This window comes from Nocardia sp. NPDC055029 (genome assembly GCF_053608525.1).
The window spans coordinates 37564-59732 of the sequence record NZ_JBSGVQ010000044.1; the positions used below are offsets into that span (position 1 = coordinate 37564).

Here is a 22169-nt window from a genome sequence, read left to right on the forward strand (position 1 = left end):
CTCGACTATTCGGCGGCCACATCGCGAACGAGGGCGCGCAGCTCATGTCCGGCCGGTGTCCGGAACCAGGACAGGTGGCCGAGTAGCCAATCCTGGTAAGCGATCTCGGCATTGCGTGGCTCGGCGGCGACGGTCAGGAAGTAGTCGATCTCGGAGAGCTCGTAGCCGATGTGCACGAGTGGGAGCAGGTCGGCCAGCAGGGTTTGTTCGGCGCCGGAGAGCGGGCGCACCGATCGGTACCCCTGGATCAGGGCGCGCACCTGGTCCTCGCGGACGTGCGCCGATCCGCCGTCACGGAGCGAAACCCAGTCCACCGCAGCGCGTTCGATGGCGGTGGCGAGGTCGAAGACAGCGGTCGTGCGGTTGGCGAGGCCGAAGTCGAACACCGAGGTCACCTCGTCGGATTCCCACAGCAGGTTGGTCGGGTGCCAGTCACCGTGCGTCCACAACGGCGCGACGGCGGTGAGATCGACGCGCAGATCAGGGATTTCGGCACGCCACTCGCGGTCGGCGAGGAACCGGGCGACGGCAGGTCGGTGGGCGATGTGCCATTCGAAGGCGCCTACGACGCTGTCGCCGTGCAGACTGGCCACCAGGGGACGCGCGGGGCGGACAGGCGCTTCGAAACCTGTTGCGGCCAGGTGCAATCGGGCCAGCATCGTCCCGGCCGCAGTGGCGTCACCCGGGTCGCGGTACGGCGTCCAGGAGAAGTCGGCACGATACCGGTCCTCCCCCAGACCCGCACGGTGCACTTCGTAGACGAAGCCGTCGGACACTCGATCAGCCGGTGTGGCCCAATTGCCAACGGCGGACCGCACTTCGGGCACCGGAATGCCCGCGTTGCGCAGATGGTCCATGAACTGGTGTTCCTCGGCGAGCGCCACCTGGTCACGCAGCCGCAGCGGCAGGCGCTTCACGATGACCCGCGCGCCGTCGCTCAATCGCACGCCCACCGTCGAGGACAGCGGACGCGCGCTGCGCCATTCGATCTCGGCGGGCTCGGGTCCGCCCCAGGTCGCGGCGACAGCCCTGGCGATCTCGTCCTCGGTCGGCGAAGGCCAAGAGGGCGCGGCCGTCGGCTCATCGCCCATCCCGAACACCGGCGGGTCGGTCACGACAGGCACGCGCGGGTCGGTCGAGGTCCGCCGATGCCAGAGGCCGTGGTCCAGAAGGCGGGCTGGTCGGCGAACCCGAAGGTGCGCGGCGGCTCGGTGGTGGGCGGCAGCGGCGTCTCCCGGTCGGCCCGGCTGGTTGGTGCGTCGGTCGTCATGACAGCTCTCAGCCTATGGGCCCGGCGACCGGATCTCGCGACCACCGCGGACGAGCCGCCCCGCTCACGTCGCACCGACCGCCCGACGTGGCCACCGCCCGGTCGACGCCGATCCCCTAAGCTCCCCGTGTGAGCTTGCCCTCCCCCACTGCAGACAATCGTGCCGTCGTCACCGGCGCGTCCTCCGGCATCGGCACCGCGCTGGCCGCCGAACTGGCGGGGCGCGGTTACTCGCTGATCCTGGTCGCCCGGCGCGGTGAGATCCTCACCGAACTGGCCCAGCGGCTGACGCTCGCGCACGGCATCACCGCCGAGGTGCGTGCGGTCGACCTCGCCGACCGCACGCAGCGGGCCAGCCTCGTCGACGAACTCGCGGTGCGCGATATCGCGATCCTGTGCAACAACGCGGGCATCGCCACCTTCGGACCGGTGGCCGAGCTGGACTTCGCCTACGAGCGGGCGCAGATGGAACTCAACGCCACCGCCGTGCACGACCTGACCCTGGCCGTGCTGCCCGGCATGATCGAGCGCAAGGCGGGCGGCATCCTGATCAGCGGCTCGGCCGCGGGCAACATGCCGATCCCGAACAACGCCACCTACGCGGCGTCGAAGGCGTTCGCCAACACCTTCTCCGAGTCGCTGCGTGGCGAACTCAAGGGCAGCGGCGTCAATGTCACCCTGCTGGCGCCCGGTCCGGTGCGCACCGAGACCCCGGCGCCCGAGGACGAGTCGATCGTCGACAAGATGGTCCCCGACTTCCTCTGGGTCTCCTCGGAGTACACCGCCAAGGTCTCCATCGACGCGCTGGCCCGCAACAAGATGCGCATCGTGCCCGGCCTGATCAGCAAGGGCATGAGCGTCGCGGGCAACTACGGCCCGCGCGCGATGACCGCCCCGATCGCGGGCGCGTTCTACAAGAAGCTGGGCAACTGACACTCGCCTGGCGGGTTGCTACGTCAGCAACCCGTCAGGAACATCGCCCAGGTGGTCAAGGACCCGTAAACAGCGAGTTCAGCGGCCCGCCGGCGGCGTAGTCCTGGAATCGGCCCCGCCGTTCGGAGCGCGGGGGCGTCCCCAGGAGACCACCGTGACGTTGCTCGACATCTTCCCGTCGTTGCGCGCGACCACCGTGCCGCGGCTCGACCCCGCGGTCTGGCCGGCCGACACCCACTACGACGCCGACGGCCGGATCACCCTCGGCGCGGTGGCACTCGCCGATCTCGCCGACCAGTTCGGAACTCCGGTCCACGTGGTCGACGAAGCCGAGGTGCGCGAACGCTGCCGCGCCTACCGCAAGTACTTCCCCGACGCCGAGATCGTCTACGCGGGCACCGCGTTGATGGTCGGCGCGGTGGCGCGCTGGGTTGCCGAGGAGGGCCTGTCCGTGCAGGTCGGGTCGGCGGGCGAACTGTCGGTGGCGCTGGCCGCCTGCATCGATCCGCGCCGGATCGTGCTGCACGGCAACGGCAAGACCTTCGACGAACTGCAGTCCGCCGTGGCCTGCGGCGTCGGCCGCATCGTGGTCGGCTCGCTCACCGAGATCACCCTGCTCGCCGCGCTGGCGACCACACCGCAGCAGGTGCTGTTGCGCGTCGCGCCCGGCATCGAGGTGCCCGGCAGCCCCCAGTTCGGCTTCCCGCTCGGCGGCGATTCGTTCGAGACCGCCGTCGCCAGGATCGCCACCCAGCCGAACCTGCAGCTCATCGGACTGCACTGCCATCTCGGCGCGCAGATCCACAATCCCGACCACTACGGCGAGGCGATCCGCAGGATGATCGGCGAGATGGCCTGGATCGACAACGAATACGGCATGCTGCTCACCCATCTCGACATCGGCGGCGGGCACGCGGTGGCCTACCGCAGCGGTGACGCCGAGCTCAATCTGCACGAGCTCGCCGACATCCTCGACGACGCGCTGGACGCGGGCTGCGCGCGGCACCGCTTCCCCCGCCCCGCGCTCACCATGGAACCCGGGCGGGCGATCGTCGCCAGAGCCGGTGTCACCCTGTACCGGGTGCTGGCCGTCACCGAGACCACCGACGGTGGGACCAGGGTGATCGTCGACGGCTGTGGCGGCGGGAACGGCAGTGCGGTCGTGGTCAACCGGCACCCGACCGGCGCGCAGCTGACCGCGTCCATCGCGGGCAGGCACAGCGAATCCGGGCAGCTCATCGCCACGGGTGTGCGCCTGCCCGCCGATCTGCGCCCTGGCGAAGTACTCGCCGTGCCGTGCACCGGCGCCTACCACCACGGGCTGGCCTCGACCTACCGCACCGTCGGCAGGCCGCCGATCGTCGCCGTCGCCGACGGCCGCGCCACACAGTTGCTGCGCCGGGAAACGACCACCGATCTGCTGAGGCGCGAACTCCCCGAATAAAGCCGGTATTTCCGCCGCCACCGGTCTGGTGGCGGCACGGTCGCGCGCCTACTATCAGATAAGTCGGGGAATATCAACCAACTCGACAGACGGCGCGCAGAGCCGAGGACGAGCGCGCCGGAAAAGGCAGCCATGAAGATCTACGGAACACGCGAGGTCGGCGTACGCCGGCTACTTATGAGTATGGCAGTGGTTGGTGCGGCCGTCACCTTCCCACTGACAATGGCGACCCCAGCGCTCGCCCTGCCCGCCGCCGTCCCAGACCTGGTACAGACCGACCGCGGACGGTGCAACGACTGGAACCGCGGCTACGGCTACGACCGCTGCGACCGCGGCCACCGCTGTGACTACAACTGCGACCGCAACTACCGCTGTGACAACGACTGGTACGGCCGTGGTTACGACCGCTGCGACCGCGGCCACGGCGGCGGCTACGGCTGGAACAACTGGTTCCCCTGGGGCTGGTTCGGCAGCAGCTGAGCCGAACTCCGCTAGCGCCGCCGGGTGCCGAAGATACTGCGACTGATCTCGCGACCGGCGGCGCTCGCTGCTGAGCGCAGGAAGCTCTTCACCGCCGGGTTTTTCATGATCCGCTCGGCCGCCGAGTCCTCTTCCTGCGGTGCCTGCGCGCGCCCCGGCGCCTGCGGCGTCTCGGGCGTCGGAGCGGCGGCGGCCACACTGGCCAGCAGCATCTCGTAGGCCGACTCCCGGTCGACGCTCTGCCCGTACTTGCCCTGCAGGGCGCTCGACAGCGCCTTGGACTTGATCCGGTCGTCGCCGATGGTGTCCATCAGCGAACGCGGCGGCGCGATCTTGGTCCAGGCGACCGGTGTCGGCGCGCCCTTCTCCGAGAGCACGGTGACGATCGCCTCACCGGTCCCCAGCGAGGTCAGCGCCTCCTCCAGGTCGTAGACCGTCGACTTCGGATAGGTCCGCACCGTCTTCGCCAGCGCCTTCTGATCGTCGGGGGTGAAGGCGCGCAGAGCGTGCTGGATCCGGGCGCCCAGCTGCGACAGCACCGGATTCGGGATGTCGGTGGGCAACTGGGTGCAGAAGAACACACCGACGCCCTTGGACCGGATCAGCTTCACCGTCTGCTCGACCTGCTGCAGGAACGCCTTGGACGCGTCGGCGAACAGCAGGTGTGCCTCGTCGAAGATGAAGATCAGCTTCGGCTTGTCGACGTCACCGACCTCGGGCAGCGTCTGGAACAGATCGGCGAGTACCCACATCAGGAAGGTGGAGAACAGCACCGGCCGCGCCGCCTGCTGGCCGAGCTCGAACAGCGTGATCACGCCCTGCCCGCCCGCGGTGCGCAGCAGATCGGCCGGGTCGAGTTCGGGTTCGCCGAAGAACGTGTCGCCGCCCTCGGCTTCCAGATTCACCAGGGCGCGCAGGATCACGCCCGCCGTCTGCGCCGAGACACCGCCGATGCCCTTGAGATCTTCCTTGCCCTCGGGGCTGGTGAGATGGGTGATCACCGCGCGCAGATCCTTCAGGTCCAGCAGTGCGAGGCCACGCTGGTCGGCCCAGTGGAAGATCAGCCCGAGGGTGGATTCCTGGGTGTCGTTGAGGCCGAGCACCTTGCTGAGCAGGATCGGGCCGAACGAGGTGATCGTCGCCCGGATCGGCACGCCGATGCCGCCGGTGCCGAGCGAGACGAACTCGGTGGGGAAACCGCTCGGCGCCCAGCCGCTCGCGCCGGTCTCGGTGGCGCGGCCGCGGATCTTCTCGTTGTCCTCACCCAGTTCGCTCAGCCCCGACAGGTCGCCCTTCACGTCGGCCATCACCACGGGAACGCCAGCGCGGGACAGCTGTTCGGCGATGCCCTGCAAAGTCTTGGTCTTGCCGGTGCCGGTGGCGCCGGCGACGAGTCCGTGCCGGTTCATCATCCGCAGCGGAATGCGCACGCGCGCCGCGGGATCCGCCGCACCGTCGATCATCACCGTGCCGAGCTCGAGCGCCGGTCCGTCGAACGCGTAACCCGCCGCGATCTCGCCGGCCTCGCCGGATGCGATAGCTGATCCGGTGCCCGCGGCGGCGGCTTCCTTTTCGGCGGCCTCCGCTGCCGCGGCCGCTTCGGCGGCGACCCGCGCGGCCTCCTCGGCCGCCTCGCGTGCCGCTGCCGCTTTCTCCTGGGGGGTGGTCATTCGCGCGTCCTCCGTCTGGTCATGACTGCCGTACGCAAGAAATGCTCGAAACGTCTGCGGGGAATTCCAAGCAAACTGTATCGCCCGTTAGGGTGGCTCAGGTGTCCGACAAACTCTTGGTCTGGATGGATTGCGAGATGACGGGGCTCCGTCTCGACAGCGACAAGCTGATCGAGATCGCCGCGCTCGTGACCGACAGCGACCTGAATATCCTCGGTGACGGTGTCGACATCGTCATCCACGCCGACGACGCCGCACTCGCCTGCATGCCACCGGTCGTCGCCGATATGCACGCGAAATCCGGTCTCACCGAAGAGGTTCGGCGTTCCACCGTGACCCTCGAGCAGGCCCAGGCCGAAGTGCTCGACTACATCCGCCAGTACGCGCCCACCGCGCGCACCGTGCCGCTGTGCGGTAACTCGATCGCCACCGACCGCGGTTTCATCGCCCGCGACATGCCCGAACTCGACGAGCACCTGCACTACCGGATGGTCGACGTGAGCTCGATCAAGGAGCTGTGCCGCCGCTGGTATCCGCGGATCTACTTCGGTCAGCCGGAAAAGGGCCTCGCGCACCGTGCCCTGGCCGACATCAAGGAATCCATCCGCGAGCTCGAGTACTACCGCCGCACCGCGTTCGTGCCGCTGCCCGGACCCTCCACCACGGAGATCGCGGCGGTCGCCGAAGCCGTCACCGAGGCCATCGATGTCACCGGATCAAGCCCCCGACCAGCGGATTAGGGCTTGGAGGCTGAGACAAGCTAGTATTTACCGCGCCGGTGAATAACCGGTGATGGTGACTGTAGTTCAGTTGGTAGAGCACCAGGTTGTGATCCTGGCTGTCGCGGGTTCGAGTCCCGTCAGTCACCCCGAACAGAAGGGCCGGTCCTCGCGGACCGGCCCTTCTGCGTTTCACCGGGACTGGCGAGGATGTCACAGTCGCCGGTCCTCTGTCGTCGACTCGGTAGACAACCGAGAGAAATGAGGATTCGGCCATGGGTATCGACGAACTGCGCGGCGCCGTCCGCGGGACGGTGTTCCTGCCGGGCGACGAGGGCTTCGACCAGGCGGCCCGGCCGTGGAACGTGGCGGTGACGCAGTCGGTCGCCGCCGTCGTCGAGGTCGCCGACGCCGACGACATCGCCGGCGTCGTGCGCTACGCCCGCCGCGCGGGCCGCACGGTGGTGACACAGCCGACCGGCCACGGCGCGACCGGCGATATCGAGGACACGATCCTCGTCCGCACCGGCAAGCTCGACAGCATCGCGGTCGACCCCGATCGGCGCCTGGCCCGCGTCGGTTCCGGCGCGCAGTGGGGACGTGTGCAATCCGCGGCCGCCGCGCACGGACTGTCCGGCCTGGCGGGCAGCAACCCCGTCGTCGGTGTGACCGGATACACCCTGGGCGGTGGGTTCGGCTGGCTGGCCCGCGCGCACGGCTGGGCGGCGAACGCGGTCCGCGCGGTCGACCTCGTCGACGCCGCGGGCGAACAGACCAGGGTGACCGCCGACTCCGACCCCGAGCTGTTCTGGGCCCTGCGTGGCGGCGGCGGCGACTTCGGGATCGTCACCGCGCTCGAGTTCGACCTCGTCGAGCTGCCCCAGCTCTACGGCGGCCGGGTGAGCTGGCCCGCCGAGCAGACCCGCGCGGTGTTCGAGATGTTCACCGCGCTCACCACCGACGCGCCCGCCGAGCTGTCGGTGTGGTTGCAGCGCTACCAGATCCCCGGCGCGGCGCCGACGGTCGCCATCGACTTCGCCTACCTCGGCGACCCGGCGCAGGGACGTGCGCTGACCAGCGTTCTCGACACCCTGCCCGGCCGCCTCGCCGACACCCGTGGGGCCATGACGCCGGACCAGATCGGCACCATCACGGCCGAACCCACCGATCCGAGCCCGTCGCTGTCGCGCGGCGAACTGCTCACCGATCTCGGTGACGCGGTCGTGAAGACAATCATCGACGCACCGGTGGCCCCGCTGCTCAACATCCAGATCCGCGGCCTCGGCGGCGCACTGGCCCAGAGCGGCCCTGACGACGGCGCGCGCGGAAAGGTCACCGAGCCCTATGCCCTCTACCTGCTCGGCCTCGGCCTGCCGCACCTGATCGACGACGTCACCGCCGGTTTCGCCACGATCCTGGACGGACTCGGCCCGCACATCACCGGCGCCAAGCCCTACACCTTCCTCGCGCCGGGCGAGTCGGCGAGCGCGGCCTTCGACGCGGCGACGCTGACCCGGCTCCGCCAGATCAAGCGGGCCCGCGACCCGCACAGCGTCCTGCGCGCCAACTTCCCCGTGCTGGAGTGACCGTCACCCGGCGACGCGGCCGGCCCGGTGCCTGCGCACCGCCGACCGGTTCGCACACGCCGGGCTGCAGAAACGCTGTCTGCCGTTGCGTGATGTATCGGCGTACACCCGCGCGCACCCCTCGGCCGCGCACTCACCGAGCCGGTCCATCCCCAGACCGGTCAGGTGCAGTGCGGTGCCGACGGTGATCAGTGCGGCGACCTGGCGATCGGTCGGAACCCCTTGGTCGCGGAAATGCAGGTGCCAGCCGTCGCCCGCGTGGTCGGTCAGCCGGGGCGCCGACGCGTACTCGGCGAGCAGCACGTTGAGCAGCGCCGCGCGTTCGGTCCGGTCCGCGCACGCCACCACCCGCCGCCAGCGCGACAGAAACGCCGTCACCGACGCCAGATCGTCGTCCGTCGGCGGCTGGGACAAGACAAGCCCCGCCGCCGCACAGCGCCGACCCAGCTCCGCGGCACTCCCACACGGTTCGTTGAGCAGGTCGACGCCGAGCTGCACCGGCTCTCGCCCGTAATGGTTGTAATGCACAATGCCATTACAACAGACTCGAAGCATGAACAGCCACACCACGCACACCTGGCGGATCGAGTCCTGCCACCGGACCAGCGAGGGCCTCATCGCCTACCAGCGGTGCCGCTGCGGGGCCCGACGGGTCGTCGTCGGCGACCCCGGCGTCAGCATCTCGGCCGAACTCCACGGCGCCGACCACGGGCTCGCCGCCACGGCGTAGCTCGCAGGTGGCCGGTGCCATGACGAACGTCACGTTTGACCGCTACACTCTGGACCACTGCCCAGATGTGGGGCATATCTCGTCAGCGTTCGACCGGAAAGACCCCTTGATGAAGCGTTCCACCGTCGTCGCCGCCTTCGCGGCCGCCACCGCGCTCGGCCCGATCGCGGGGACCGCGGCGGCCGAGTCGCCCGGCCTGCCCCTGTCCCCGTACGTCGCCGCCGCGCCGACGGCCACCGGCGAATTCGGCCTGCCCACCGAGCAGCCCGAGTCCGGCTCGGCACAGAGCGGCTCCACCACCGGCGTCGAGACCACCGGCTCCTCCGGCACCGGCTCGGCCGGCCTGCCCAACCTGGACCGGCTGCTGTTCGGCGGGCGCATCCTGTGCGGCGCGCTCGGCAGCGCTCTGGCTGTCGCGGGCGAGGCGATGATGGACTGCAGCGACCTGCCGACCCCCGCCTGAACCACCCGTTCACCAACCTTCAAAAACAAAGGGCCGCCGGAAACTTCCGGTGGCCCTTTGTTTTTCGCGGATCAGGCGGCGTCGGCGTTGCCCGCCTTCCATTCCGGCCACGGAATGTTCCAGTCGCCCAGACCGTCGACACCGGACAGGGTGCCGCCGACGGTGTTCTTGATGATCGTGATGTCACCACGCTTGGCGTTCTCGTACACCCAGCGCGCGTTCGCCGGGCTCAGGTTCAGGCAGCCGTGGCTGGCGTTGGAGTAGCCCTGCTGCCCGATCGACCACGGGGCCGAGTGGAAGAAGATGCCGCTGTAGGAGATTCGCGTCGCGTAGTCGACCGGGGTGCGGTAGCCGTCCGGCGAGTTCACCGAGACGCCGTAGGTCGAGGAGTCCATGATGATCTTCTCGTGCCGGTCGCTGACGATGTAGATGCCGTTGTCGGTGGGCGTGCTGTCCTTGCCCATCGAGGTCGGCATGGTCATGATCACCTGACCGTTGCGCTCCACCGTCACCTGGTGGGTGTTGTCGTCGGCGGTGAAGACCTGCGCGTCACCGATGGTGAAGAACGAGTGGATGTTGTCCTGGCCGTAGAGCCCCTTGCCGAGGTCCTTGCCGTAGACGTTCACGTCGATGGTCACCTTGGTGCCCGGAGCCCAGAAATGCTCTGGCCGCCACCGCACTTCGCGATTGTTCACCCAGTAGAAGGCACCCTCCACCGCGGGCTCGGTGGTGATCTTGATGGCGTCCTGCGCGGCCCGCCGATCGGGGATGTTCTCGTCGAACTGGATGGCCACCGGCTGACCGATGCCGACCACCTCGCCCTCGCCGGGAAGCAGGTAGGGCTTGGTCTGGCTGTTCGGCGAACTGGTGGTGAAGCTCAGGGTCGTCGAGTTCACCCCGCCGAGGCCGATCGCCGACGCCGTCAGGTTGTAGGTCTTGCCGTAGCCGAGCACCTCGGTGGTCGCCCAGGAGCGGCCGTCGCCCGCCAGCTGCCCGGAGACCGGGCGGCCTTCCTTGTTCGCGAGCGTGACCTCGGTGAACTTGCCGTCCTCGACCTGGAAGGCCAGCGGCATGCCGGGTGAGACACCGACCTGCCCGTCCTTGATCGTCGACACCAGCTTCGGCTTGATCAGCTCGGTGATCGGGTTGCGGTCGATCGCGACCTCGACCCCAGCCCCCTCCGCCGCCGAGCACGCCGACGCCCCCAGCGCGAACACCGCCAGCAGTGCCACCGGAACGATCGTCCGCAGCGACCGATGTCGCCCCCGCTTCATACCCATGTCAACCCCGTTTCCGTACCGACGCAATAACGTGTGTGCGCCGCAGATCCCATCGACGCCTATCACTCGTGCCATCCGCGTCGACGGGGGCGACCGAGATCGTCGTCCCGCCATTCTGCCAGCCCGCCCGGTCGTGACCAACGGGAAAGCCCCCGCGACACGACCAAGTCACAATCGTTAGATACGTGCCGGGACCTGGATCGTTAACACTTCGAAGAGGTCCGCATTGTCGCTGGTCAGAGCCCGATTTCACTTTCCGGCCCCTAGCCTGTTAATGTTTGTTCCGCACCGGAGAGCGGGGCGAACGGAGAAGCCGAGAGGTTCTCTCCTAGAGTCGCGATCCGAGCAAACCAAGCGCCATTAGCTCAATTGGCAGAGCAGCTGACTCTTAATCAGCGGGTTCGGGGTTCGAGTCCCTGATGGCGCACAACAGACCGCATCCCGGCAGTTACCGAAACTGCCGGGATGCGGTCTTTCTGCGTCAGGTCTCCGCGTTCGACAACGGTCACGAGGTCGTTATCAAATCGGTCTGGACACGGGCGCTCGAAGCCACTGCAGCCCCGATCCGGACACGCTGGAGCTGCGCAAATGATCGTGAAACCCGATTTGGGCAAACTTTTTCTGTGACGCGCGGCACATCGGAAGCAGCAGTAAACCCCCTGCGTAGATAACGATTCCGCAACTGCCCGGTGGAGCAACCAAGATCGTCAGCGTTTGCCGTTCAGGTTTCGTTCACCTTGCGTTAACCCGTCGTGACCATTCTGCAATCAGGTCACAAACAGACCTGCGGTTTGGTTAGCCCCGAGGTATCCAACTTCCGGAGCACGAGAACCGAACAGCGCGTGGTCTCCCCGCAGCCAGCTGTGGAGCACCGTGCGACGCGCGGACCGCCGACGAGCGAGTCCGACCCCGACAGCGTCGCACATTCCCATACAGACAGAAACAACACATCGCCTGACCGGCGTGCGCCGCTGCGCGCGCTGCGCGATCCACCGAGCCCCTACCAGGGCCTGCGTCGCCAGACAGAGATGAAGGAACAGAAAAGCAATGCTCAACAAAGACAAGCTCAGCACCGTTATCGGCCGTCGTTCGCGCCGTGAGGCGTTCACCGTGGCCGTCGCCGCGGTCGGTCTGGTCGCCGTAGCCGCGTCCTCCGCCGTCTCCTTCGCCGACGACAGCGTGCCCGAGCGTGCAGCCATGGTCGTCGAGCAGGCGGAGAGCATCCCCGCCGTCGGCGCCGCCCCCGCCATCGAGGCGATCCCCGCCCCGGCCCCCGCGCCGGAGGCCGCTCCCGCCCCCGCCCCCGCGCCTGCTCCGGAGGCCGCCCCGGCCCCGATGCCCGAGCCCGCCCCTGCCCCGCCGGTGTACGCGGACAACCTGGACGGCTGGATCCGCGAGGCCCTCGACATCATGGCCGCCAAGGGCATCCCCGGCAGCTACGACGGCATCCACCGCAACATCATGCGCGAGTCGACCGGTAACCCCCAGGCGATCAACCTGTGGGACTCCAACGCCGCGATGGGCATCCCCTCCAAGGGCCTGCTCCAGGTGATCGACCCGACCTTCGCCGCGTACCACGTCGAGGGCACCCCGTTCGACGTCTGGAACCCGGTCTCCAACATCGTCGCGGCCTGCAACTACGCCGCGCACCGCTACGGCTCGATGGACAACGTCAACAGCGCCTACTGAGCCACCTGACGGGTCAACGCCCGCGCCCCGGTCATCGCCGACCGGAGCGCGGGCGTTCGTCGTAGGATGACCCTGTGCCAGACAGCGCCGATCAGGCACCCGATCACGCGCATTCCGACGCGGCCACCGCGAGCCGCGCCACCAAGGCCCGCCGTCTGGCCGGCTACGCCTGGTCCCGCGACATCCGCGGTGCCGAACTCCTCGACCTGCCCGCGTCCACCCTGCGCAAACTGGCCAGGGCCGCCGACACCAATCCACCCAGCACCGGCGAGACCTGGCAGGTGGTCGCGGACCTGCTCGACCAGAAGGACGCGTGGGCCGCGCGCAACCCCGGCCACGCCGCCGCGGTGCGCACGCACGCGGACGAGAAGCTGCTCTGGGTGAAACCACCCGTCAAGCCGTGGGCGGCCGAGTCCTAGGCCTGCGCTGTCAGGAGACGACGAGGCCGACCGCCAGCGCGAACATGATCACCGCGATCAGCGAATCGAGAACGCGCCACGCGGCAGGCCGCTCGAACAGCGGTCCGAGGCGGCGCGCGCCGTAACCCAGCGCCAGGAACCAGACGACGCTGGCGACCATCGCGCCCGCGGCCAGGAACCAGCGATCCGGACTCGCGTAGGTGCTCGCGAAGGAACCGAGCAGCACGACCGTGTCCAGGTAGACGTGCGGATTGAGCCAGGTCAGCGCCAGGCAGGTGAGCACCGAGGCGCCGACGGCCACCGAGGCGCCCGCGGCTTCGGCGATCAGCGCCGACGAACTCATCGCCCGCCGCACCGCCAGCACCGCGTACCCGATCAGGAAGGCCGCGCCCGCGTACCGGGCCACGGTCACGATGGCGGGCACCGCCTCGACGACGGTGCCGAAGCCCGCGACTCCCGCCGCGATCAGCACGATGTCGGAGACGGCGCAGACGGCGATCACCGGCAGCACATGCTGACCGCGCACACCTTGTCGCAGCACGAACGCGTTCTGCGCGCCGATCGCCACGATGAGCGAGAGACCGAAACCCAATCCGGAGAGGGCGGCCAGTGCCGCGGAAGATGTCGTCACGTCTTTCGACGTTAAGAGACCATCAATTTTCAGGCCAGCTAATGATTCTTCACTACCATTAGAATCGCTGATGTGGATCTGCAGCTGGACCAGTTGCGCGCGCTCGACGCGGTGCTCACCGAGGGCACCTTCGAGGCGGCGGCGCGGCGGTTGAACGTCACCCCGTCGGCGATCAGCCAGCGGATCAAAGCGCTGGAAGAGGCGGCGGGGCGCATCCTGGTGCAGCGCTCGAAACCGGTGCGCGCCACCGAATCCGGGCTCGCCGTACTGCGGCTCGCGCGTCAGGTCGAGTTGCTCACCGGTGACACCGCCCGCGAACTCGGCGATACCGATCGGCCCGCGGGCCGCCCCGCCAGGATTCCGATCGCCGTCAACGCCGATTCGCTGGAGACCTGGGTGATGCCCGCCCTGGCGGGGGTGCGCGGCCGGATCTACTTCGAACTGCACCGCGAGGACGAGGAACACACCACCCGGCTGCTCCGCGACGGCACGGTGATGGCGGCGATCACCGCGACCGCGACTCCGGTCCAGGGCTGCAAGGTCGAACCGCTCGGCGCCATGCGGTACCAGCCCCTCGCGACCCCTGATTTCGCGCAGTACTGGTTCCCCGACGGCGCGCGGCCCGGTGCGTACGCGGACGTGCCGATGATCCAGTTCGACCGCAAGGACGACCTGCAGTTCCGGCACGTCCGCGGCCAGTCGTCCCGGCCGATCGATCCCCCGACGCATTTCGTACCGTCCTCCAACGCCTTCGGCGATGCGGTGCGACTCGGCATGGGCTGGGGCATGCTGCCGGATCTGCAAACCGAACAGGACAGGTCCGCGGGAACTCTCGTCAACCTCGACGGCCGGTCCCACATCGATGTGCCGCTGTACTGGCAGCAGTGGAAGCTCGACTCCCCCGCGCTGAGCGCCGCGGCGCAAGCCATCGCGGCAGCCGCGGCGACCAAGCTGATCCAGCCGTCGTGAACCGGAGTCAGGCTGCCCGATCCGGGTGGGTGATCAAGCGGCGGAGAGGAATTCGACGAGCACGCGATTGACCTCGTCGGGCTGTTCGAGATAGCCGTAGTGCCCGCAGCGCTCGATCTCGGCGTAGCGGGCGCCGGGGATCACCTCGGCGACCTCGCGGCCGAACCGCGGCGGCACCATCTGGTCGTCGGCGAACCCGACGACCAGGCTGGGCACGGTGATCCGCCGATACGCCTCGCGCCGGTCCTGCGACCGATCCATTCCCAGCTGCGCCCGGGTGCCCGGAGTGCCCTTGCCCGAAGTGAATTCGAAGATGTCGAGCCATTCCTGCGCCTTGCCCGGGTCGGCCAGGGTGTGCGGGGACAGATTGAGCATCGCTTTGACCGCGGCCGCATACTCGGGCGGCAGCTGGATCCCCTTGTCGAACAACGCCTGCTCACCCCGGTTGAGCGTGCTCGACGGCGGGTGCGGACGCGCCGTGGCAGCGAACATGACGGCCTTACCAAGCAACTCGGGCCGAGCAAGCGCGAGCTCGGCCACCACCCGCGACCCCATCGACGTACCGACCACATGGGCGGGCGCCCCCAGGTGCTCGATCAGTGCCGCGGTGTCACCGACCAGGTCGGCCATGGTGATCCCCGCCGCCGATTCCGACGACGGCGCGATCCCCCGATTGTCGACCGTGGCGACCCGGAACCCGGCCTTGACCAGGGCAGGCACCTGATAGGTACGCCAGACGCGGCCAGGACTGCCACTGCCCATCACGAGCAGGACCAGCGGTCCCGATCCGGTGACGTCGTAGTTGAGCTGGATGCCGTTGAGCGAGACGAGGGGCATGCCGGGACCCTACCGGCACGGTGCCGCCTGCTCGCTACGCATCCCCGAGAACGACGATCACGGGCGGAATCCGGCGAGCGAGCGCGAGCCGATGGTCGGCCCCGGTCTTTCCGGCGGATACGCCGATACCGGCGGATCACGCGCGTCGGGTGCGGAACTGTCTGCGGTAGGCGGTCGGGGTGAGACCGGTCGCGGCGCCCAGGTGAGTGCGCAGGTTCACCGCGGTGCCGAGGCCGCTCGCGGTCGCGACCTGCTCCACGGAGAGGTCGCTTGCTTCGAGGAGCCTGCGGGCGTGGTCGAGGCGGCGGGCGGTGAGCCAGGCCAGCGGCGTGCAACCGAGTTCGGCGCGGAAGCGGCGATGCAGAGTTGCCACGCTCACGCAGGCGGTGGCCGCGATATCGGCGACGGTAATCGGTTCGGTGGCATGGTGTTCGGCCCACTCGACCGTCGACGCGAGCGACGGACCGGGGTCGCGGGACACCGGACGCTCGATGAACTGGCGCTGCCCGCCCCGGCGGTGCGCGGCGAAGACGAGACGGCGCGCGACCGCCGTGGCGATCTGCGCACCGTGGTCGCGGCCGACCAGGTGCAGGGCCAGGTCGAGGGCCGCCGCGCTGCCTGCCGAGGTGAGGATGTCCTCGTCATCGATAAAGAGCACGGCATCATCGACCTCCGTATCGGGGAATCTGCGCCGGAATTCGGCCGCCCACTGCCAATGCATCGTGACGGTGCGGCCGGTCAGCACCCCCGCTTCGGCCAGCGTGAACGCCCCGCTGCACATGCCGACCAGCCGCGCTCCGCGCGCATGCGCCCGCGCGATCGCCGCGAGCACGGCCGGATGCCGTGGCGTCTCGGTGTCCGGGCGATTCGGCACGATCACGGTGTCGGCGGAGTCGAGCAGGGCCAGGTCTGCCAGGCCGGTCATCGTGAAGAAGTTCTGCCGCATCGGCACCTCGCGCCGGTGCGCGCAGAGCCGGAAGTCGTAGAGCAGCCCGCCGATCTCGGGCCGGTCGATGCCGAACACCTCGGTCATACAGGCCAGTTCGAACGGGTTGGACCCCTCGTCGACGAGCGCTACTACCCGGTGCAAACCAGGCTGCGAGAAATCTTTCGACATGCGCTATTCATCGCACTGGTCAGGCACCGACCGCAACCGCGACCATGGGGCATGACCGATCGACCGAAGAATATCGACGCCGCGCTCGCCACCTTCGACGCGCTCTGGAGCCCCCGCATTCTCACGCGCGTCAACGACTGGGACGTACGACTGGCCAAGGTGCGCGGCGAGCATCTGTGGCACGCGCACCACGACACCGACGAGTTCTTCCTCGTCCTCGACGGCACACTCGACATCGACCTGCGCGAGCCGGATGCCCCGCAACGACGAATCACCCTGCATCGCAACGACACCTACGTCGTGCCGCGCGGTGTCGACCACCGCCCGACCTCCGCCGACGGTGCGACGCTGCTCTTGTTCGAACCGTCCGGCACCCTGACCACGGGCGACTACGCGGGCGAGGTCCCCGACCACGTCACCGCGACAACGGGCACGGCGCTCGCCTGAACCACCGTCTGGTCGGGGTTGCCCGGATACGCGAAACCGTCAACCGGGCAACGATGTTCGGTCGTCGCTCACCGCGATCACCTTCTCCGACAGTGTCCGCAGCGCGGTGCTCTCCCGCTGGGTCAACCGGTCGACGAACAGGTCACGCACCAGCTCGACATGCTCGGGCGCGGCCCGGCCGAGCACCGCGCGGCCCTCCTCGGTCAGCGAGACCACGATCCCTCGGGCGTCGTCCTCGGCGGGCCTGCGGTCGACGAGTCCGCGCGCCGCCATCCTGGCGAGCTGCTTGGAGAGCCGGGACTTGTCCCAGCACACCTCGCCCGCCAGTTCCTTGGCCCGCATGCACCCGTTCGGCGTCGCCGACAGCGGCACCATCAGCTCGTAGTCGGCCATCGACAGGCCGTGCTCGGCCAGGCCCGCCGCGATCGCCGCGTCCAGACGCTGGCGCATGCGGATATAGGCCTGCCAGGTCTGCTGCTCTTCCTCGGACAACCATCGGGTCACGGGAATGATCCTAGAACCCATTTGGTTGACATGGAAACAAAGTGACCGCAGAGCCCTCGAGGAGGCGCATCCCATGCCCGCAATCACCGTCGACGACATCATGGTGCTGCCCCGGCTGCCCCGCCCCGATGTCACCGAGACCCAGCGACCCGTCCGCCAGATCGTCACCGCGTCGCGCCAGCAGGAAGGCGCGGGCTTCGAGGTGACCCGGCCGTTCCCGAGCGTCGATCTACGCTCGGCCGACCCCTTCATCCTGCTCGACCAGATGGGCCCCGTCGCCTACGAGCCCTACGAGGCCAAGGGCGCGCCCTGGCATCCGCACCGCGGCTTCGAGACCGTCACCTACATGCTCGACGGCACCATGGTCCACCACGACTCGCAGGGCGGCGGTGGCGTCATCAGCGAGGGCGACACACAGTGGATGACCGCGGGCTCCGGCATGCTGCACGACGAACTGCCCGAGGAGAAGCTCGTCATCTCCGGCGGCACCTTCCACGGCATCCAGCTGTGGGTCAACCTGCCGCGCGCGAACAAGTTCGCCACCCCGTCCTACCAGGACCTGCGCGCCGGTGAACTGACCCTGGTCAGCTCGCACGACGGCGGCGCGCTCGTGCGCGTCATCGCCGGTGAGCTCGGCGGTTTCGCGGGCCCCGGCTCCACCTACACCCCGATCGCCTACGCCCACGCCTCGCTCGTGCCCGGCGCGCAGCTCGAGACTCCGTGGCCCAAGGACTACACCGCGATGGCCTACGTGCTGTCGGGCAGCGGCACCGTCGGCGTCGATCGCAGGCCGATCGGCACCGGGCAGCTGGTGGTCTTCGGCAAGGGCGACGCGATCACGCTGACCGCCGACACCGCCCAGCACAGCACCACCGGCGATCTCGAGGTGCTGCTGCTCGGCGGAATGCCGTTGCGCGAACCGGTGATCCAGTACGGGCCGTTCGTCATGAACACCCGCGAGGAAATCATCGAGGCCATGGAGGATTTCCAGGCGGGCCGGATGGGCACCATCCCGGCCGAACACCGCACCGGCCGACGCCTGGGCGAATAACCGACCGCCGGTCGCGGCGATCTGGTAGGGCTCGCGCGGTTGACAACCGGACGCCCGCTCACGAAGGTGGACGGGGCCGCCCGGCCACCAAGTGTCCGGGCCCACAACCGAACCGCCGCAGACATAGAGGAATCCATGAACGTTCGCCGGCTAACCGTCAGCCTCGCCGTCGCAGGGCTGTCCCTGCTCGCCGCCCCCGCCGCCCACGCCGATCAGGTGACCGGGTCCTCGGGCACCGGCTCTTCCAGCTTCGATTCCATCCTCAACGCGACCGGCTCGGCCAATCTGGTCCAGACCGGTTCGGCGGGCGGTGCCTTCCGCAACTGCGACGAGGCCATCGCCGCGGGCCGCGCTCCCCTGTTCCGCGGCGAGGCGGGCTACTCCCCGCACCTCGACCCCGACGGTGACGGCTTCGCCTGCCCGACAGTCTGAGGTAGTACCGAAAAAGAACACCCGATGTGGCAGCTGCCACATCGGGTGTTCTTTTTGTGTCGCCGGAATTCAGCGACGGAAGATCTTCACCAGGACCAGGCCCGCCACCAGGGCGCCCGCGCCGATCAGTGTGTATTTGACCTTCGGCTCGTTCAACTTGGCGACCACGATCGCCTTGGTGTCGTCTGCGATCCGCTGCGGATCGGCGCGCACCGCCAGTTCGTCGAGTGTCGTCGCCAACCGGGCGCGCGCGATTTCGATCTCGCGCTCGATCCGGTCGGTGTCGTCCTTGGCCACCGTCACCTCCAGTATGTGTCTGCTCGCCGACGAGTCTATCCATGCCTTCGCCGGACCCGGTCGGTTACCGTGCGGTGGTGACCGACAACCATCGCCTCTCCCCCGGAGACACCGCACCCGATTTCACGCTGCCCGACGCCGACGGCAAGGATGTGTCGCTGTCGGACTACCGCGGACGCAAGGTGATCGTCTACTTCTACCCGGCCGCGAGTACCCCCGGCTGCACCAAACAGGCCTGCGATTTCCGCGACAATCTGGCCGAACTCGGCGGCGCGGGCCTCGACGTCATCGGCATCTCGCCGGACAAGCCGGCCAAGCTGGCCAAGTTCCGTGACGCCGAGGGCCTGAACTTCCCGCTGCTGTCGGACCCCGAGCGCGACGTGCTGAAGGAGTGGGGCGCGTTCGGCGAGAAGATGATGTACGGCAAGACCGTCACCGGCGTGATCCGCTCGACCTTCCTGGTCGACGAGCAGGGCAAGATCGAACTGGCCCAGTACAACGTCCGCGCCACCGGCCACGTCGCCAAGCTGCGTCGCGACCTGTCGGTGTAGCGAGTCAGCCGAAGGTGCGGATGAAGACCTCGTAGCCGTCGAGCAGCCGCGCCAGACCGAATTCGAAATCGGCTTTCTCCCAGTCGATCTCGTCGTCGTGGAAGGCGGAGGCGGACAGCGCGGCCGACACCGAGGGATAGCGCTGCGGGTCGAGTACCCTGGCCATCACCGAGGCGAAGTCGCCGTCCTCCTCCGCCTGCAGGTCCCGCACGACCCGGCGCTTGCCCACCACGAACATCGACAGGTTCATCACGAGCTGGAGCTTGACCGGCTCGGGGACCGCCGTCGCGCCGAGTAGCCGTAGCGCGGCGTCGAGCCAGGCCATGTTGTTGGGCCCCATCGGCGGCCGGTTCAGCGGGATGTCCACCCACCATGGGTGGCGGCCGATCCGCTCGAACTCCGCCCTCGCCCACTGCTCGAGGCCCGGCCGCCACGGCGTGCCCGCCGCGATCGCGGGCGGCTCGCCGACCACCCGGTCCATCAGCAGGTCGATCAGCGTGTTCTTGCTGTCGACATAGCGATACAGCGACATGGCGGTGAAGCCGAGCTGCTTGGCGACCCGGTTCATCGACAGCGCCGCGTACCCCTCCGCGTCGGCCACCGCGACGGCGGCGTCCAGGATCTGGTCGAGGGTGAGTCCGCGCCGGGGCCCGCGCGCGCCGGGCTGCTCGAGCCCCCACATCAGCTCGACCGCTTTCGGTAACGCCGTGTCGCCGGACGTCGTCATCTGCTCCCAGCCTCCTCCGCTCGCCTCGACTCTAGCGGTGCCGTCTCTTGCGCCCATGAACTGCTTACTCTATAAACTATGTTTATTCCATAAACAGTTTCTCGATCGGAGAACTCATGACGCTCGAAGCAACGCCCGCGCTCTCTGTGCACCAGCTGCGCAAGGCCTTCGGCGCGCGGGTCGTGCTCGACGACCTCGACCTCGAGGTCGAATCCGGCACCGTCTTCGCCCTGCTCGGACCGAACGGCGCGGGCAAGACCACGCTGGTCCGCATCCTGGCCACCCTCATCCGGCCCGATCACGGCGACGTGCGCGTCTTCGGGCACGACGCCGTGCGCGAGGCCGACACCGTGCGCGGACTGATCGGCGTCACCGGGCAGTACGCGGCCGTCGACGGCGTGCTCACCGGCGCCGAGAACCTGCGGCTCACCGGCAGGCTGCTGCACCTCGGCGCCGCCGAGACCCGGCGTCGCGGCGTCGACCTGCTCGACCGCTTCGAGCTCACCGACGCCGCCGAGCGGCCGGTCTCCGCCTATTCCGGCGGCATGCGCCGCCGACTCGACCTCGCCATGAGCCTGATGGGCAGGCCACGCCTGGTCTTCCTGGACGAACCGACCACCGGCCTCGACCCGCGCAGCCGCCGCGACCTCTGGGCCGCGATCCGCGAGCTCGCGGCCGAGGGCACCACCGTCTTCCTCACCACGCAATACCTCGAGGAGGCCGACCAGCTGGCCGACCGGATCGCCGTGCTCGACGGCGGGCACATCGTCGCCGACGGCACGCCGGAGGAGCTCAAACGCCTCGTCCCCGGCGGCCACATCCGGTTCCGTTTCGCCGATCAGCGCCTGCTCACCGCCGCCGCGCACGCCGTCGGCGACCACGGCCACCCCGACCCGGAGCAGCTGACCCTGCAGGTGCCCTCGGACGGCAGCGCGGTCGAGATCAAGCGGCTGCTCGACCGTTTCGCCGAGCTCGACATCGCCATCGACCAGCTCAGCGTGCACACCCCCGACCTCGACGACGTCTTCTTCGCCCTGACCGGCCGGGCCGACCAGGCCGCGTCGGCCGCCTGAGCCCCCACCGAAACGAGACCGACCATGACCACCCAGTCCCCCACCCTGCGGGCCCTGCGCACCGCCAAGGACTCGATCACCATGCTGGACCGCAATATCCGGCACACCGTGCGCAGTCCCGACACGATGATCATGACCATCGCGCTGCCGGTGATGATCCTGCTGATGTTCGTCTACGTCTTCGGCGGCGCGATGGACGCCGGGCCAGGGCCCTACATCGACTACGTGGTACCCGGAATCATCCTGCTGTGCGCGGGTTTCGGCGCCTCGACCACCGCGGTCGCGCTCTCGACCGACCTGGCCGAGGGCATCATCGACCGGTTCCGCACCATGGCCATCGCCCGGTCGGCGGTGCTCACCGGGCATGTCGCCGAGAGCGTGCTGCGCAATCTGCTCACCTCCGCCGTCGTGATCGGGGTGGCGGTGGTGCTCGGCTTCCGCCCGACCACCGACCCGCTGCGCTGGCTGGGTGTCCTCGCGGTGCTCGCCATGTTCGTCTTCGCGCTGTCCTGGCTCGCCGCGGCCCTCGGCCTGCTCGCCCGAAACCCGGAGGCGGCCAACGGCTTCACCTTCTTCTTCATGTTCCTGCCGTACGTGAGCAGCGCGTTCGTGCCGACCGAGACGATGCCGACCTGGTTGCATGCCTTCGCCGAGCACCAGCCGGTGACCCCGGTGATCGAGACGATGCGCGGCCTGCTGATGGGCACGCCGATCGGCGACAGCGCGCTGCTCGCCGTGCTGTGGTGCGCCGGCATCGCCGTCGCGGGCTATCTCGCCGCCGGTGTGTTGTTCCGACGCCGAACCAGCGTCTGACGACGGAACGAGCGAGGGGCCGCGCGGTGTATCGCGC

The 22169-nt window shown here is 68.9% G+C and carries 27 protein-coding genes and 2 tRNA genes; 18 read left to right on the forward strand and 11 right to left on the reverse strand.

Annotation, left to right across the window (positions count from 1 at the left end; genetic code table 11):
- Positions 1-5 precede the first annotated feature (5 nt).
- On the reverse strand, positions 6-1124 hold the full coding sequence (locus tag ACWF9G_RS29205) for a phosphotransferase enzyme family protein (protein ID WP_452519235.1): 1119 nt from the start codon (positions 1122-1124) through the stop codon (positions 6-8).
- Positions 1112-1270 (reverse strand): hypothetical protein, encoded by a 159-nt coding sequence (locus ACWF9G_RS29210; protein WP_452519237.1) that lies wholly within the window; start codon positions 1268-1270, stop codon positions 1112-1114. The genes ACWF9G_RS29205 and ACWF9G_RS29210 overlap by 13 nt, the downstream gene beginning before the upstream one ends.
- A gap of 129 nt (positions 1271-1399) precedes the next feature.
- Here ACWF9G_RS29210 and cmrA point away from each other — a divergent pair, with 129 nt between their 5' ends.
- The 3 genes from cmrA to ACWF9G_RS29225 all read left to right on the forward strand — a co-directional run bounded on the left by cmrA (position 1400) and on the right by ACWF9G_RS29225 (position 4127).
- Complete coding sequence (gene cmrA, locus ACWF9G_RS29215; protein ID WP_452519239.1) at positions 1400-2203, forward strand: mycolate reductase; 804 nt, start codon at positions 1400-1402, stop codon at positions 2201-2203.
- Positions 2204-2357: 154 nt separating this feature from the next.
- On the forward strand, positions 2358-3647 hold the full coding sequence (locus ACWF9G_RS29220; protein ID WP_452519241.1) for a diaminopimelate decarboxylase family protein: 1290 nt from the start codon (positions 2358-2360) through the stop codon (positions 3645-3647).
- A 183-nt stretch (positions 3648-3830) separates the two neighbouring features.
- Entirely contained in the window at positions 3831-4127 is a 297-nt protein-coding gene (locus ACWF9G_RS29225; protein WP_452519243.1) for a hypothetical protein, read from the forward strand.
- Positions 4128-4138: 11 nt separating this feature from the next.
- Here the strand turns inward: ACWF9G_RS29225 and ACWF9G_RS29230 are convergent, their stop codons facing one another.
- On the reverse strand, positions 4139-5797 hold the full coding sequence (locus ACWF9G_RS29230; RefSeq protein WP_452519245.1) for a helicase HerA-like domain-containing protein: 1659 nt from the start codon (positions 5795-5797) through the stop codon (positions 4139-4141).
- A 101-nt stretch (positions 5798-5898) separates the two neighbouring features.
- On the opposite strand from ACWF9G_RS29230, the gene orn reads away from it, so the two are divergent.
- The 3 genes from orn to ACWF9G_RS29245 all read left to right on the forward strand — a co-directional run bounded on the left by orn (position 5899) and on the right by ACWF9G_RS29245 (position 8102).
- The gene (gene orn / locus ACWF9G_RS29235; protein ID WP_379030038.1) at positions 5899-6537 is read left to right on the forward strand and encodes an oligoribonuclease; all 639 of its coding nucleotides are present in this window, start codon (positions 5899-5901) and stop codon (positions 6535-6537) included.
- Positions 6538-6592: 55 nt separating this feature from the next.
- Positions 6593-6665 (forward strand) — tRNA-His (locus ACWF9G_RS29240).
- 126 nt (positions 6666-6791) lie between these two features.
- A complete protein-coding gene (locus tag ACWF9G_RS29245) occupies positions 6792-8102 on the forward strand; it encodes an FAD-binding oxidoreductase (RefSeq protein ID WP_452519247.1) in 1311 nt (436 codons plus the stop codon).
- Between the two features lie 3 nt (positions 8103-8105).
- On the opposite strand, the gene ACWF9G_RS29250 is transcribed toward ACWF9G_RS29245, so the two are convergent.
- Entirely contained in the window at positions 8106-8630 is a 525-nt protein-coding gene (locus ACWF9G_RS29250) for a CGNR zinc finger domain-containing protein (RefSeq protein WP_452519248.1), read from the reverse strand.
- 25 nt (positions 8631-8655) lie between these two features.
- Here ACWF9G_RS29250 and ACWF9G_RS29255 point away from each other — a divergent pair, with 25 nt between their 5' ends.
- Complete coding sequence (locus ACWF9G_RS29255; protein ID WP_378856687.1) at positions 8656-8832, forward strand: hypothetical protein; 177 nt, start codon at positions 8656-8658, stop codon at positions 8830-8832.
- 109 nt (positions 8833-8941) lie between these two features.
- Positions 8942-9295 carry a hypothetical protein gene (locus ACWF9G_RS29260; RefSeq protein ID WP_379311474.1) on the forward strand — a complete coding sequence of 118 codons (354 nt, stop codon included), beginning with the start codon at positions 8942-8944 and terminating at the stop codon, positions 9293-9295.
- A gap of 71 nt (positions 9296-9366) precedes the next feature.
- Here ACWF9G_RS29260 and ACWF9G_RS29265 read toward each other — a convergent pair whose 3' ends face one another.
- On the reverse strand, positions 9367-10569 hold the full coding sequence (locus ACWF9G_RS29265) for a L,D-transpeptidase (RefSeq protein WP_452519270.1): 1203 nt from the start codon (positions 10567-10569) through the stop codon (positions 9367-9369).
- A gap of 360 nt (positions 10570-10929) precedes the next feature.
- On the opposite strand from ACWF9G_RS29265, the gene ACWF9G_RS29270 reads away from it, so the two are divergent.
- The 3 genes from ACWF9G_RS29270 (at position 10930) to ACWF9G_RS29280 (ending at position 12683) form a co-directional block, all read left to right on the forward strand.
- Positions 10930-11002: transfer RNA gene (locus ACWF9G_RS29270), tRNA-Lys, on the forward strand.
- A 620-nt stretch (positions 11003-11622) separates the two neighbouring features.
- Positions 11623-12264: a transglycosylase SLT domain-containing protein gene (locus tag ACWF9G_RS29275; RefSeq protein ID WP_379311191.1), complete on the forward strand. Its 642-nt coding sequence runs from the start codon at positions 11623-11625 to the stop codon at positions 12262-12264.
- A 74-nt stretch (positions 12265-12338) separates the two neighbouring features.
- Positions 12339-12683 (forward strand): hypothetical protein, encoded by a 345-nt coding sequence (locus tag ACWF9G_RS29280; protein WP_452519251.1) that lies wholly within the window; start codon positions 12339-12341, stop codon positions 12681-12683.
- 10 nt (positions 12684-12693) lie between these two features.
- Here ACWF9G_RS29280 and ACWF9G_RS29285 read toward each other — a convergent pair whose 3' ends face one another.
- Entirely contained in the window at positions 12694-13314 is a 621-nt protein-coding gene (locus ACWF9G_RS29285) for a LysE/ArgO family amino acid transporter (RefSeq protein ID WP_452519252.1), read from the reverse strand.
- Between the two features lie 72 nt (positions 13315-13386).
- On the opposite strand from ACWF9G_RS29285, the gene ACWF9G_RS29290 reads away from it, so the two are divergent.
- Complete coding sequence (locus ACWF9G_RS29290) at positions 13387-14283, forward strand: LysR family transcriptional regulator ArgP (protein ID WP_452519254.1); 897 nt, start codon at positions 13387-13389, stop codon at positions 14281-14283.
- Positions 14284-14316: 33 nt separating this feature from the next.
- On the opposite strand, the gene ACWF9G_RS29295 is transcribed toward ACWF9G_RS29290, so the two are convergent.
- Positions 14317-15120: an alpha/beta fold hydrolase gene (locus ACWF9G_RS29295; RefSeq protein WP_452519255.1), complete on the reverse strand. Its 804-nt coding sequence runs from the start codon at positions 15118-15120 to the stop codon at positions 14317-14319.
- A 136-nt stretch (positions 15121-15256) separates the two neighbouring features.
- Positions 15257-16237 carry a GlxA family transcriptional regulator gene (locus tag ACWF9G_RS29300; protein WP_452519257.1) on the reverse strand — a complete coding sequence of 327 codons (981 nt, stop codon included), beginning with the start codon at positions 16235-16237 and terminating at the stop codon, positions 15257-15259.
- Positions 16238-16288: 51 nt separating this feature from the next.
- On the opposite strand from ACWF9G_RS29300, the gene ACWF9G_RS29305 reads away from it, so the two are divergent.
- Positions 16289-16684, forward strand: a complete 396-nt coding sequence (locus ACWF9G_RS29305; RefSeq protein ID WP_452519259.1) for a cupin domain-containing protein — start codon at positions 16289-16291, stop codon at positions 16682-16684.
- Between the two features lie 39 nt (positions 16685-16723).
- Here ACWF9G_RS29305 and ACWF9G_RS29310 read toward each other — a convergent pair whose 3' ends face one another.
- On the reverse strand, positions 16724-17188 hold the full coding sequence (locus ACWF9G_RS29310; protein ID WP_378847696.1) for a MarR family winged helix-turn-helix transcriptional regulator: 465 nt from the start codon (positions 17186-17188) through the stop codon (positions 16724-16726).
- A gap of 73 nt (positions 17189-17261) precedes the next feature.
- Here ACWF9G_RS29310 and ACWF9G_RS29315 point away from each other — a divergent pair, with 73 nt between their 5' ends.
- On the forward strand, positions 17262-18239 hold the full coding sequence (locus tag ACWF9G_RS29315; protein WP_452519260.1) for a pirin family protein: 978 nt from the start codon (positions 17262-17264) through the stop codon (positions 18237-18239).
- 135 nt (positions 18240-18374) lie between these two features.
- Positions 18375-18671, forward strand: coding sequence for an excalibur calcium-binding domain-containing protein (locus tag ACWF9G_RS29320; RefSeq protein ID WP_379039782.1), 297 nt, complete (start codon positions 18375-18377; stop codon positions 18669-18671).
- A gap of 69 nt (positions 18672-18740) precedes the next feature.
- On the opposite strand, the gene ACWF9G_RS29325 is transcribed toward ACWF9G_RS29320, so the two are convergent.
- On the reverse strand, positions 18741-18974 hold the full coding sequence (locus tag ACWF9G_RS29325; RefSeq protein ID WP_373291758.1) for a DUF3618 domain-containing protein: 234 nt from the start codon (positions 18972-18974) through the stop codon (positions 18741-18743).
- A gap of 71 nt (positions 18975-19045) precedes the next feature.
- On the opposite strand from ACWF9G_RS29325, the gene bcp reads away from it, so the two are divergent.
- On the forward strand, positions 19046-19519 hold the full coding sequence (gene bcp, locus ACWF9G_RS29330; RefSeq protein WP_189032858.1) for a thioredoxin-dependent thiol peroxidase: 474 nt from the start codon (positions 19046-19048) through the stop codon (positions 19517-19519).
- A 4-nt stretch (positions 19520-19523) separates the two neighbouring features.
- Here bcp and ACWF9G_RS29335 read toward each other — a convergent pair whose 3' ends face one another.
- Entirely contained in the window at positions 19524-20246 is a 723-nt protein-coding gene (locus ACWF9G_RS29335) for a TetR/AcrR family transcriptional regulator (protein WP_379311199.1), read from the reverse strand.
- 116 nt (positions 20247-20362) lie between these two features.
- Here ACWF9G_RS29335 and ACWF9G_RS29340 point away from each other — a divergent pair, with 116 nt between their 5' ends.
- Together ACWF9G_RS29340 and ACWF9G_RS29345 are read left to right on the forward strand one after the other, a co-directional pair.
- Positions 20363-21319, forward strand: a complete 957-nt coding sequence (locus ACWF9G_RS29340) for an ATP-binding cassette domain-containing protein (RefSeq protein ID WP_452519262.1) — start codon at positions 20363-20365, stop codon at positions 21317-21319.
- A gap of 24 nt (positions 21320-21343) precedes the next feature.
- Entirely contained in the window at positions 21344-22132 is a 789-nt protein-coding gene (locus tag ACWF9G_RS29345; protein ID WP_452519264.1) for an ABC transporter permease, read from the forward strand.
- Positions 22133-22169 lie beyond the last annotated feature (37 nt).